Origin of the sequence: Pandoraea sp. NPDC090278 (assembly GCF_044772185.1) — a bacterium.
Classification (GTDB): domain Bacteria; phylum Pseudomonadota; class Gammaproteobacteria; order Burkholderiales; family Burkholderiaceae; genus Pandoraea.
Map to the genome: position 1 here is coordinate 174,554 of NZ_JBIVYJ010000007.1, position 12,441 is coordinate 186,994.

Here is a 12,441-nt window from a genome sequence, read left to right on the forward strand (position 1 = left end):
ACGAGATGCCGCGCCCTTTCGCAAGATGTCACGCGTAGTGCGTACACTTTACTGATTTATAATATATGAATCGATAAATTTTTGCAGGAGCCGGTCATGTCAGCCACGCCAGCACACATCGAAGCCTTTTTCGACACGGCCACCGCCACGGTGACTTACGTCGTGTTCGATGCGCCCGGCGGTCGCGCGGCGATCATCGACCCGGTGCTCGATTACGACCCGAAGGCGGGTCGCACGCACACCGGCTCGGCCGAGCGCGTGCTCGACTTCGTCGCCACACAGAAATTGACCGTCGACTGGATTCTCGAGACGCATGCGCACGCCGATCATCTGTCGTCGGCCCGCTGGCTCAAGGAACGCGTGGGTGGGCGCATTGCCATCGGCGCGCATATCCGCGACGTGCAACACGTCTTCAAGAAGCTATTCCATCTGGGCGCGGACGTGCCGCCCGACGGCTCGCAATTCGACCACCTGTTCGAGGATGGAGAGACGTTCGCCATCGGCACGTTGCAGGCCGAGGCGATGTTCGTACCGGGCCACACGCCAGCGGACATGGCGTACCGGGTGGGCGATGCCGTCTTCGTGGGCGACACCCTGTTCATGCCCGACGTGGGCACCGCACGATGCGATTTCCCCGGCGGCAACGCGCACACGTTGTTCCGCTCGATCCGTCGCCTGCTGACCCTGCCCGAATCGACGCGTCTGTACATGTGCCACGACTATCCGCCCGCCGGGCGCACGGCGCATTGGCAGACGACCGTCGGCGAGCAGCGACGCGCGAACATCCATGTGCACGACGGAATCGACGAGGACGCCTTCGTCGCCATGCGTGAAGCGCGTGACCGCACGCTCGACATGCCGACGCTGATCCTTCCCGCCGTGCAGGTGAACATCCGTGCAGGCGACATGCCCGCGCCGGAGGCGAACGGCACGCGCTATCTGAAGATTCCGCTCAACGCGTTGTAAGCGCCGCCGGTGCCGTCAACGACGTAGAAGTTGTCAGATGCTCGGCCAGCGCGTCGCGGGCCTGCGTCACCCACTCGGGCTCACCACGCCGTGCCGGTAGCAGATGAAACTCGGCTTCCGGCAGCGGCGGCAAGCGCCGCCCCGGCATCAGCTTGTCGACGCGCGCGAGCGACGGCCCCGCCGCCGACGTGTTCAGACACGCCACCCCCAACCCCGCACTCAGCGCCAACTGCAACCCCGCCACGCCCGATGCCACATGCGCAATCGTGTACGGCACCTGCTGCTCGTCGAGCCATTGCGTCGTGAAGCGATGCAACGCGCATGTGTCGGGGAGCACCAGCAGCGGTAGCGGCGCATCCGCGTCCAGCACGAAATCCGAAGACGCCACCCAATCGAGCGACTCGCGTCCGAGCGGGCGGGTGCCTGCGACGGCATCGCGCCCCAGCGACTTGCCAAGAATGCGCATCGACAAGCCGATGTCGAAGTCACCCGTGTCGTAACCGCTCTCGATCACGCCGCTTTTTAGAATCGTCACGTGGATGCGCAACGACGGATACGCCACGCCGAGATGCCGGAGCATGCGCGCCACATCGCCTGGACGGAAGTAATCGGTGATCGCCAGCCGCAACTCTCCCGAGAGCGAAAAACCGCGCACGTCGTGCCAGGCGCTCTCCGACTGAGCGAGCAGATGTCTTGCATGCCCGAGCAGCCGCTCACCGGCCGGTGTCGTGGCCACGCCCTGCTTGCCGCGTGTGAACAACGTCACGCCGATGCGTTCCTCTAGCTTGCGCATCTGTTCACTGACAGAGGATTGCGACAGAAACACGCGCGGGGCCGCAGCCGACAGACTGCCAGCCTCGGCAACGGCCACAAAAGTACGCAACTGGTCGAAATCGAATCCGGGGGCCATGATCTCACCCATTAAAGAAACCGATGGATGAAATCGTATATTCCCGCTTTTCCGATGTCAAACATCTCCCTAGACTGAAGTCGTTGTCACTGCACCGACTCTCACTCTCAAGGAGCTTCACCATGCCGCACATCGTCCTGCAACTCTCCGGCACGCCCGACGACACACTCTCGCGCAATGCCGTTCGCATCGTCTCGCAACTGACTGTCGACACCTTGCACAAGGCACCGGAAGTCATCGCCGTGACCGTCGATTACATTCCGCACGAACGCTGGTTCATCGGCGGCGCGCCGCTCTCGGAGCAAGGCAAGAACGCTTTCCATCTGGATATCAGCGTGACGGACGAAACGAATACGAAAGCCGAGAAGGCGCGGTTCATTGCCCAGGTATTCGAATCGCTGTCCGGCCTGCTCGGCAACGTGCACGAATGCTCGTACATCCATGTGATCGACGCGCGTGCTGCCGCGTATGGCTATGGCGGTCGCACGCAGGAGTATCGGCATCAGCGCGCGGCGTCGTTGTGAGTATTCACTGACAAAGTCACCCCAAAGCCGACCGATGGTCAATGTCACCGAAGCTAATGTTCACGCGGCTTTTCGCGGGATGAAACGAAACAATTTCAACATTTTCTTACGACTATTAGCTTCGTAACTGACGCGCCCCCTCGTACGATGAAGGCGTACCAAAACTTCGCTTGCAAGGGGGCGAAAATGAAAAAACTGACTCTGACCATCGCGCTCGTTACTGCCACGCTCGGCGGCTTTGCCGTAGCACCGGCGCACGCTCAGGTGGGCGTGTCCATCAGCATCGGCGCACCGCCGCCGCCGCGTTATGAACCGGTCCCGCCGCCGCGTGCGGGTTACGTCTGGGCCCCGGGTTTCTGGGATTGGGACGGCCATCGTCACGACTGGCGCGCCGGTCACTGGGAACCGGCACGCCCGGGTTACGCCTACCGCGCACCGGCCTGGCATCAGGGCCCGCATGGCTGGGAACTGAACCGTGGCGGATGGGATCATGGCGGCCCCGACCGTCATGACAATCGCGGCCACGGCGACCACGGTGACCACGATCACGACCATGATCGCTATCACGGGTAATCGCGACTGATTCAAGACGTGGTATCGAAACGCCGGCGCTTATCAGCGCCGGCGTTTTGCTAAGGAAAATCGGTTGGTTGGGCGCGAGCATGCGCGCCGTTATCGTAGACATCTGCTCGCTGCTATCCGCAGCGATCCACGATAATCGGAGCCCAACAGGCCATGCAAAACAATATTCGCCAGCCACGCACACGTCTTGCCATTTCCTCCATTGCTGCGGCTCTGTTGTCCGTCGCAGCACTCGCGCCACTCGCCGCACACGCCGACAAGCTCGACGACATCAAGAAAGCGGGCGTGCTGCGCGTCGCGACGTTCGACAGCAATCCCCCGTTCGGTTATGTCGACGCGAAGTCGCACAAGATCGTCGGTCTCGACGTCGATTACGCGAAAGCACTGGCCGACAAGCTCGGCGTGAAGCTCGAACTGCAACCGACGAACCCGGCCAACCGGATTCCGTTCCTCACGTCGAAGAAGGTCGATCTCGTACTGGCCAACTTCACGATCACGGACGAGCGCGCCAAGCAGGTCGACTTCAGCATTCCCTATTTCTCCTCGGGCCAGCAGTTCCTCGCCAAGAAAGGCACGTTGTCGTCGCCGGATCAGTTGAGTGCGCTGCGCATCGGTGCGGACAAGGGCACGACGAACGAAATCACGCTACGTGAGAAATTCCCGAAAGCGACCATCGTCGCGTTCGACGACACACCGTTCGCTTTCGCTGCGTTGCGCACGGGCACCGTGCAGGCCATCACGCAGGACGGGCCGAAGCTCGTCGGGCTGCTCGCCAATGTGCCGGACAAGCAGAACTACGAGATCCCGGCCTTCACGATTTCGAACGACTACATGGGCGTAGGCGTGCCGAAGGGCGAGGCACGGCTGACCGCGTTCGTGAACGACACGCTGCGCGATCTGGAAAAGGACGGCACCGCCGCCAACATCTACGACCGCTGGTTCGGACCGAAGTCGGCCCAGCCGCTGCCGCGTCTGTTCAAGATCGGCGACAAGGCGTGACGGACTGGCTCGCGCCGAAGTATCTCGACTGGCTGTTCACCGGCTTCGGCGTCACCGTCGCACTGGCTATCGCGGCCAGCGCGACGGCGACGCTGCTCGGCTTCGGGCTGGCCGTGGCGCGCAACTCGCACAGCGCGTTGTTCGTTCGCCCCGCGACCGCGTACGTTGCGCTGATGCGCAACACACCGCTGCTCGTCCAGCTCTTCTTCTGGTACTTCGGTGTCGCGGCGCTGCTGCCCGAGAACGCCGTGCAATGGCTCTCGCAAGCGCATGTCTGGCATGTCGTGCTGTTCGATATTCGCTGGCCGACGCTGGAGACGCTCGCCGGTTTCGTAGGCCTCACGCTTTACACGACGGCGTTCATCGGCGAAGAGATTCGCGCGGGCCTGCGAGGGGTGCCTGCCGGACAAACGCATGCAGCCGCTGCGCTCGGCCTGAGCCGCTTCGCGATCTTCCGTCATGTCGTGCTGCCGCAGGCGGTGCGCATTGCGATGCCGCCGTTGTTCGGGCAATACATGAACGTGGTGAAGAACTCTTCGCTGACGATGGCGATCGGCCTCGCGGAACTCTCGTACGCCTCGCGTCAGGTCGAGACGGAAACGTTCAAGACGTTTCAGGCGTTCGGCATCGCCACGCTGCTTTACGTCGGCGCGATTGCGCTGATCGAAGCCGTCAGCATGGTCACGACGCATCGTCACGCCACCGCCCCTTCTCGCTGATTTCGCTGATTTCGCCGATCCCACCGCGCCCGACGCCAGCGACCTCCCGGACGTCCCCATGAATTTCTCCGCCGTCTTCGACAACCTGCCCTACCTGCTCTGGGGTGACTTCCCCGACGGCCCGCTCTCCGGTGCCGCGCTCACGCTGGTGCTCGCCACGGTGAGCGCGGTGGCGTCCGGTGTACTGGGTCTGGCGGGTGGTATCGCCCTCTCGATGCTCGGCGGCCCGGCGCGCTGGCTGCTGACGTTCGTGATCGGCTTCTTTCGCGCCATTCCGGTGCTGATGCTGATCTTCTGGACATACTTTCTGCTGCCGATCCTGTTCGGCGTCGACGTGCCGGGGCTCGCCACCGTGGCATGCGCGCTCGCGCTGATCGGTGGCGCGTATCTCTCGCACACGGTCTACGCAGGCATTCGTGGCGTGGGCACGGCGCAATGGCAGGCCGGTATGTCGCTCGGTCTCACGCGCGTGCAGACGTTGCGTCACGTTGTACTGCCGCAGGCGCTGCGCATCATGACGCCGTCGTTCGTCAATCAGTGGATTTCGCTGGTGAAGGACACCTCGCTCGCGTACATCGTCGGCGTGGCGGAGTTGTCGTTCGTTGCCACACAGGTGAACAGTCGGCTCATGGTCTACCCGGCGGAAGTGTTCGCGTTCGTCGCGTTGATCTACTTCGTGATGTGCACCGCACTCGAATGGCTTTGCACGACGTTGCTCGGCAAACCGCTTCAACCGCAAGCCAGCGATCCGGACGACGCAAAAGCAAAGCCCCGGCGGGGCTGGCAGCGCATCGTATCGATACGGTTGCCGCCCCCGCCGGGGCTTGCAAGATTCACGCGACGGCTAAGCCGTCTGGCGCATCGCGATCGGCGTCGCACTCCGGAACAACTGCCGGAGCATCGACGCCGGGTTGACTTCAGTCGCGATTGGCCTGGATGACGGTCAGGGCCGTCATGTTGATGATGCGTCGCACGGTCGAGCTGGACGTCAGCACGTTGACCGGTGCGCCCACGCCCAGCAGGAACGGGCCGACGGCGACGTTGCTGCCCGCGCCCGTCTTCAGCAGGTTGTAGGCGATGTTGCCGGAGTCGACGTTCGGGCACACCAGCAGGTTGGCAGCACCCTTCAATTTCGACTGCGGCAGGATACGGCTGCGCAGACCTTCGTCGAGCGCGCAGTCGCCGTGCATTTCGCCGTCGATCTCCAGATCCGGTGCTTGCGCCGTCACCATCTCCAGCACGCGGCGCATCTTCGTGCCCGACGCCGCACTGCCCGAGCCGAAGTTCGAGCGCGAGAGCAGCGCAACCTTCGGGTTGAGGTTCAGGCGCGTCATCTGCTTCGCAGCCGCCAGCGTGAACTCCGTAATCTGCTCGGCCGTCGGATCGTCGTTCACGTGCGTGTCGACCAGTGCCACCGTGCGCTTGTCGAGCAGCAGGATGTTCATCGCAGCGTAGGTATTCGCGCCCGGCTGCTTGCCGATGACTTCATCGACGAAGCGCAGGTGGTCGTGATAAGCACCCACCGTACCGCAGATCATGCCGTCGGCATCGCCCAGACGCACCATCATCGCGCCGATCAGCGTGAGACGACGACGCATCTCGACACGCGCCATTTCCTTGGTGATGCCGTCGCGGCAACGCAGTTCCCAGTAGTTGGTCCAGTACTGATGGAAGCGCTCGTCGTAGTACGGGTTGGTGACTTCGACGTCTTCGCCCAGACGCAGACGCAGACCGAACTTCTCGATGCGGGCGAGCAGCACTTCCGGACGACCGACCAGAATCGGGCGCGCCAGCTTCTCGTCGACGATCACCTGCACGGCGCGCAGCACGCGCTCTTCTTCCCCTTCGGCGAACACGATGCGCGACTTGCCGCCGTCACGCACGAGTTGCTTCGCGGCCGAGAAGATCGGCTTCATGAACGCGCCCGAGTGGTACACGAACTGTTGCAACTGGTCGGCGTAGGCGTCGAAGTCGGCGATCGGACGCGTGGCCACGCCGTCTTCCATCGCAGCGCGCGCCACGGCCGGGGCGATACGCACGATCAGACGCGAGTCGAAAGGCTTCGGAATCAGGTATTCCGGCCCGAACGACAGGTCGTATGCGCCATAGGCATTGGCGACGGAGTCGTTCAGCTCTTCCTGCGCCAGACCGGCAATCGCGTGCACGGCGGCGATTTCCATGTTGCGCGTGATGGTGGTGGCACCCACATCGAGCGCACCGCGGAAGATGTACGGGAAGCACAGCACGTTGTTGACCTGGTTCGGGAAGTCCGAACGGCCGGTCGCGAGCACCACGTCTTCACGGGCGGCGCGGGCGTCTTCCGGGAAGATTTCCGGGGTCGGGTTGGCCAGCGCCAGAATCAGCGGACGCGAGGCCATGTTCTTGAGCATTTCCGGCTTGAGCACGCCACCGGCGGACAGGCCGAGGAACACGTCCGCGCCGTCGATCACTTCGGCGAGCGTGCGCTTGTCGGTCTTCTGGGCGAAACGCGCCTTGTCCGGGTCCATGCCGACCGTGCGGCCTTCGAACACCACGCCGTCGATATCCGTTGCCCAGATGTTCTCGAGGGGCAGGCCAAGGTCGATCATGAGGTCCAGACAGGCCAGTGCCGCAGCGCCCGCGCCCGAGGTCACGACCTTCACTTCGCGAATGTCCTTGCCTACGACCTTCAGGCCGTTGATGAACGCGGCGCTTACGGTGATGGCGGTGCCGTGCTGGTCGTCGTGGAAGACCGGGATCTTCATGCGCTCACGCAGCTTGCGCTCGACGGTGAAGCACTCCGGTGCCTTGATGTCTTCGAGGTTGATGCCGCCGAACGTGGCTTCGAGGCTGGCGATGATGTCGACCAGCTTGTCGGGGTCGCTCTCGGTCACTTCGATGTCGAACACATCGATACCAGCGAATTTCTTGAAGAGGACGGCCTTGCCTTCCATGACCGGCTTGGAGGCGAGCGCGCCGATGTTGCCCAGACCGAGCACGGCCGAACCGTTGGTGATCACGCCGACGAGGTTGCCACGGCCGGTGTACTTGAACGATGCCGACGGGTCGGCCGCGATTTCCTGACACGGGATTGCGACGCCCGGCGTGTAGGCGAGCGCCAGATCGCGCTGAGTGACGAGCGGCTTGCTGGCCGTCACGGAGATCTTGCCCGGGGTCGGGAACTGGTGATACTCCAGGGCGGCCTGGTGATCGTTGCTGTTGCTCATGGCAATGTCGTCCTCGTAGGTTCTCTGAACTTTTGTCTCGCTCTGTTTTGCGCTGCGAACCGTTCTGGTGACGGCTGTCGACTCTGGCGCATAGAGGTGAGCCCATTCTAGGGAGCCGCCAGCGGGGGGCGATTCTGAATTACTATGGGGGCATCATATTTTCCATATAAGCCCCGAACATCGGGGGTTTCAGAGGATTCAGGACAGATGGTGGCGGTGCCTTTCGATACGGGGGAAGTGGTCCGGCGGCTGACGACCCGGCTCAAGATGCGTCATCTCGTGCTGTTGTTGCAGATTCAGCAGCACGGCTCGCTTACGCGCGTGGCCGAGCATATGGCGACGAGTCAACCGGCCGTGACCAGCGCGCTGGCCGAGCTGGAAAGCATGCTGGGCGGCCCGCTCTTCGACCGCACCCCGCGCGGCATGACGCCGACACCGCTTGGCGACGTGGTGCTGGCCCGAGCGCAGGCGATGGTCCACGATCTCGACCATCTGACCCGCGATATCGAAGCCGTCATGGCCGGGCATGCAGCCCGCCTTCAGGTCGGTGTGATCCCGTATATCTCCGGCAAGACCCTCTCCGCCGCCATCCAGCAGACGCTGACCCAGATTCCCCAGCGCCTGACCGTCACGCTGCATGAAGGCACGAGCGAATCGCTGATGGCGCAATTGCGTGACCACACGCTGGACGTGGTGATCGCCCGCGCGGCGGCGAACGTCGACGTCACGCAGGTGCAGTTCGAAGTCCTGCACCATCAGGCCCCGCGCGTGGTGGCGAGCCGTCGTCTGGCGGCCCGACTGGGACGCAGCGCCCCGGTGTGGGCCCAACTGGCGGAACTCGACTGGGTGATGGGCGCGCCGAATACGCCGATGCGCGACCAGCTCTCCGACCTGTTCCTGCATGCCGGGGTGGTGCCGCCGGTACCTGTGGTGGAGAGCTTTTCGTCCCGGTTGACGGGCGAACTGCTGGCCAGCAGCGAGCGCGCGGTGTCGTTACTACCCGCCGATATCGCCGAGGAACTGGTGCGTATCGCAGGCGTGGCCATCGTGCCGTGGTCGCTCACGTGGACGCTGCCGCCCGTGGCCATGTTCACCCGTCGAGAGAACCCGCGCGAGACGCACCGGCGCTTCACGGAGGCGCTGCGCGCGCAGTATCAGTTGATGGCCGGGACGTCCTGAGCCGCTACCGGAAAGGCGTTGAAAGGCCCTTGACCGCAAAACCATCGCGAAAACCGGCGAATTTCGCGAAATGAAGCCTTTTCGGCTCGTTTCCCGCTCGATTGCCGGATTTGTGTCCGTCGTATCGTGTGGCCCATGAACGACGCTGTCTCCCTCTCCCCTCAGAACACCGCGACGTCGGCCGATCCCGCATCGGCCGGGACGCCGCTGGTCACGCCCCCAATCACCCCGTTCGGCGCGTCGCCGCACCAGATCTTTCTGGCCCCGGCGTTGCTGCCCACGCAGGTCGGCCCGGCCGGGCTGCGCTTCGACTTCAACGACGGCGCGCGCGTGGTCATCCCCGACTTCGGTCAGCCGCTGCCGTGGCGCGTGCGCATCAGCGATTTGCGCGACGACAGCACACTCACGGAAGTCTCGCTGTCGTCGGGCGTGGTGCGCAGCCCGGCGAAGTATTATGTGCCGTATGGCATCACGATCTGGCTGAACGACGTGGTGGTCTTCGAGCATCGCTTCGACCTCCGCGATCAGGACGTGCTGATCCAGATTCCGCTGGCGGCCCTGGGCGATGTGTTGGGATGGATACCGTACGCCCTGCGCTTCAAGGACGTGTATGGCTGTCGGCTGGCGTGCGTGGTCACGCCAGCGGTAGCCGCGCTGTTCCGCGACGCGCATCCCGACGTCGAATTCGTTGCGCAGGAGAAGGTCGAGCGGCGCAAGTACTACGCGACTTACAACATCGGCCTGTTCTTCGACGATAAGGAGTTCACGCAGCAGCCACGCGACTTTCGTGAAACGGGACTGCACCGTACGGCCGCGCACATCCTCGGCGTCGACGACGCGGAAGCACGAGCAAAGACGGCATTGCCGGACGTGTCACGTCCGATGGCCGAGCCCTACGTGTGCATCGCCGTGCAAAGTACGGCGCAGTGCAAATACTGGAACCACCCTGGGGGATGGGACGCCGTCGTTGCGGGCTTGCGCGCGCGTGGCTTTCAGGTGGTGTGCGTCGATCAGAAACCGCGCTATGGCAAGAACGATTTCTGGCAGTCGATCCCCGAGGGGGCCATCGATGCGACGGGCGACCTGCCGCTCACCGAGCGCGCGCGCTGGCTGATGCACGCGAGCGCCTTCGTCGGCTTGTCGAGCGGCCTGTCGTGGCTCGCATGGACGATGGACACACCGACGGTCCTGATCTCGGGCTTCACCTTGCCGCATAACGAGTTCGCGACGCCGTACCGCGTGATCAACCCCGACGTCTGCACCGGCTGCTGGCACGACCCCGCCATCCGCTACAACCACGACGACTTCCACTTCTGCCCGCGCCACAAAGGCACGGAACGCGCCTTCGAATGCTCGACGTCGATTACACCGGAAGCAGTGCTGTCGGCGGTGGATCGGGTGCCGGGATTGACGGGATAGTTAAAAGAGAAAAGAGATCAGCGAGTCAGGCCAACGCTTTGCGCAAGGCCGCGCTGGAAATGGCGTCGATATGTCGAAATGCGGGCGCAATACGGTCGATATCATCAGCACCGACACCAAAGGCTTCGAAGTGGACTCGCCACTCCCGGACGTCTCGCCAAACACGATCAATTAGTCGACAGGCATCGCGTCGCGACAACGTAAAGCGCTCGTGGGCTTCCAGCGCATTATCAAGCGTTGCAAGACGTCCCTGAGGACCCACACCGAGATGTAAGAGTCTCTCTTCCGCCATGCTGGCTCGTGGCATGACGTCATATAGGGGGCTTAATCGCCAACCACCGATCTGTGCATCCCATAGGAATCCGTGATTGCGCAGATGATCGTCGTCGTTACTCACGAAGATGTTGAAGATCATGCGCTGGAACAGCTCTGTGTTGTTCTGCCGAACAACGCTCGGATGACAATAGCGACGAATGGCATCGGCAATTTCCGGATAAGACTTGGCGTGTGACTCCATCTCGTCGCACGCCAACAGCGTCAGCCCACTGACGAACGGCATACGCCGCTCGATTCGTCCCTCACCGGGTGACGCCGAGACGAGACCGCTCTCGGGATTCGTCCAGAAACGGTCGAAGCGGCGAATCATCATGATCTGCCGGTCTCCGATATTGCGAGTGACGACGTCCGGAACAGACAGTCCGATGTGTGCGCCGAGCTTGAGCGTTGCGCATTCAAGCGCTGGCACATTGATGGAATCGCCACGGCTAGGGAATTTCGCTAGCCAGAGTGCGCCTTCTTCGTCCCGAACTGAAGCTTTCGGTCGTGCTCCGCCTAGTGCAGAACCGTCTGCAAAAATGGCGTCGAGATGTGCTGGCACCGGTACGCCCGCTTCTATTCGTTCGGCCGCCTCGATCAGATGCGACAGCGATTGCACACCCGTCACGCCAGCGGTAGGCGGATCATTCAACGCTCGACGCACATCCAGTGCACCAACGCGCTCGCTGCCAGCGTGCAGCAGATACACGGACTCGGCAAGACTGTTCGCAGGCGCTTTGAGTTTGGACTCGATGACTCTACGCCCCCATGCGTCGGGCGCTGCGTCGCGTACACCACCAAATGACGTCAGGCGATTCACGGGAAACAGCCGCTTACCAGTGACGAGGTTGGAGTCGCCTGTGCCGAGGCTGACCGGGTCTAGCTCAACGGCGTCTTTTCGTTTGAGATATTTCAGACCATACGCAAACGTCGAGGCCATCAATGTTGCGCCGGACTCGGTCAGGTCCAGTTGACCGCACGGTGCCCACCCTTGCGCCAAATGCGAAAAAACAATCAACCGTGTGGTCACCTCTGCCATGCGTCGCGCCCCTTCGTTCGAGATAAGTTGCTGAAGACGTTAGCGGTTTTGCTCAGGCGTCAGAAGTCGAGGGCATCGAGCTCCGAAGACGACATGTCGCGCACACGCTTCGTCTGCTCCCGCACGCGCAGCATTGCAAGTGCAGGATCCGATTCAGCATACAGATCGCCGAGCGTCGTGCCTGGCGCGATGGCGTCGAGGTAACGCAGGATTTGACCAAAGGCAATCCCTGGATCGCCGTGTTCCATTCGATATACGGTATTGCGTGATAAGCCCGCACGGATCGCCGCATCGACCTGCTTTACCCGACGAGCGGTGCGCAGGCGAGCGAGCAACTGGCCGAGTTTCGAGGCTTCGGTAAGTTGCGCCGACGTAAGCGAGCTGCTTTGAGAAGTTTTCATGTTCGTAAAATCGCTCCTTACAGACTCAAAGAATGATTTTACGAGCAATTCCAGAAAAATCAACAAAGTAAATGCTCGTTAAATCGAACATTAACGACTCAAAGATCGATTTTACGATCATCCGCATGCCTGTTTTGGTGCAATGCGTGCGATGCGCCATACGTTGGGCCTAAACTACCCAC

General features: G+C 62.5%; 11 protein-coding genes and 1 pseudogene. 8 read left to right on the plus strand and 4 right to left on the minus strand.

Translation table 11 applies throughout. The features are described 5' to 3' along the window. The first annotated feature begins 96 nt into the window (after window positions 1–96). Window positions 97–966: an MBL fold metallo-hydrolase gene (locus ACIQWO_RS23630; protein ID WP_402829447.1), complete on the plus strand. Its 870-nt coding sequence runs from the start codon at window positions 97–99 to the stop codon at window positions 964–966. Here ACIQWO_RS23630 and ACIQWO_RS23635 read toward each other — a convergent pair. Then, window positions 953–1,876 (minus strand): LysR family transcriptional regulator, encoded by a 924-nt coding sequence (locus tag ACIQWO_RS23635; RefSeq protein WP_402829449.1) that lies wholly within the window; start codon window positions 1,874–1,876, stop codon window positions 953–955. The genes ACIQWO_RS23630 and ACIQWO_RS23635 overlap by 14 nt on opposite strands. 122 nt (window positions 1,877–1,998) lie before the next feature. On the opposite strand from ACIQWO_RS23635, the gene ACIQWO_RS23640 reads away from it, so the two are divergent. From ACIQWO_RS23640 to ACIQWO_RS23660, 5 genes and pseudogenes are all read left to right on the plus strand, one after another. After that, window positions 1,999–2,400: a 4-oxalocrotonate tautomerase family protein gene (locus ACIQWO_RS23640; RefSeq protein ID WP_402829451.1), complete on the plus strand. Its 402-nt coding sequence runs from the start codon at window positions 1,999–2,001 to the stop codon at window positions 2,398–2,400. Between the two features lie 186 nt (window positions 2,401–2,586). After that, complete coding sequence (locus ACIQWO_RS23645; protein ID WP_402829453.1) at window positions 2,587–2,973, plus strand: YXWGXW repeat-containing protein; 387 nt, start codon at window positions 2,587–2,589, stop codon at window positions 2,971–2,973. Between the two features lie 162 nt (window positions 2,974–3,135). Continuing rightward, window positions 3,136–3,981: an ABC transporter substrate-binding protein gene (locus tag ACIQWO_RS23650; RefSeq protein ID WP_402829455.1), complete on the plus strand. Its 846-nt coding sequence runs from the start codon at window positions 3,136–3,138 to the stop codon at window positions 3,979–3,981. Beyond that, window positions 3,978–4,700, plus strand: coding sequence for an amino acid ABC transporter permease (locus ACIQWO_RS23655; protein ID WP_402829457.1), 723 nt, complete (start codon window positions 3,978–3,980; stop codon window positions 4,698–4,700). The genes ACIQWO_RS23650 and ACIQWO_RS23655 overlap by 4 nt, the downstream gene beginning before the upstream one ends. A gap of 58 nt (window positions 4,701–4,758) precedes the next feature. Next, window positions 4,759–5,395: pseudogene (locus ACIQWO_RS23660) on the plus strand (amino acid ABC transporter permease); the annotation flags it as partial. 222 nt (window positions 5,396–5,617) lie between these two features. On the opposite strand, the gene ACIQWO_RS23665 reads toward ACIQWO_RS23660, so the two are convergent. Continuing rightward, the gene (locus ACIQWO_RS23665; protein WP_402829459.1) at window positions 5,618–7,906 is read right to left on the minus strand and encodes an NADP-dependent malic enzyme; all 2,289 of its coding nucleotides are present in this window, start codon (window positions 7,904–7,906) and stop codon (window positions 5,618–5,620) included. Between the two features lie 216 nt (window positions 7,907–8,122). On the opposite strand from ACIQWO_RS23665, the gene ACIQWO_RS23670 reads away from it, so the two are divergent. Further along, window positions 8,123–9,085, plus strand: coding sequence for a LysR family transcriptional regulator (locus tag ACIQWO_RS23670; RefSeq protein ID WP_402829658.1), 963 nt, complete (start codon window positions 8,123–8,125; stop codon window positions 9,083–9,085). A 135-nt stretch (window positions 9,086–9,220) separates the two neighbouring features. Beyond that, on the plus strand, window positions 9,221–10,504 hold the full coding sequence (locus tag ACIQWO_RS23675) for an autotransporter strand-loop-strand O-heptosyltransferase (protein ID WP_402829461.1): 1,284 nt from the start codon (window positions 9,221–9,223) through the stop codon (window positions 10,502–10,504). A gap of 25 nt (window positions 10,505–10,529) precedes the next feature. On the opposite strand, the gene ACIQWO_RS23680 is transcribed toward ACIQWO_RS23675, so the two are convergent. Both ACIQWO_RS23680 and ACIQWO_RS23685 read right to left on the minus strand, forming a co-directional pair. Then, window positions 10,530–11,858 carry a type II toxin-antitoxin system HipA family toxin gene (locus ACIQWO_RS23680; RefSeq protein WP_402829463.1) on the minus strand — a complete coding sequence of 443 codons (1,329 nt, stop codon included), beginning with the start codon at window positions 11,856–11,858 and terminating at the stop codon, window positions 10,530–10,532. Window positions 11,859–11,917: 59 nt separating this feature from the next. Next, complete coding sequence (locus ACIQWO_RS23685) at window positions 11,918–12,325, minus strand: helix-turn-helix domain-containing protein (RefSeq protein WP_402829465.1); 408 nt, start codon at window positions 12,323–12,325, stop codon at window positions 11,918–11,920. Between the last annotated feature and the right edge of the window lie 116 nt (window positions 12,326–12,441).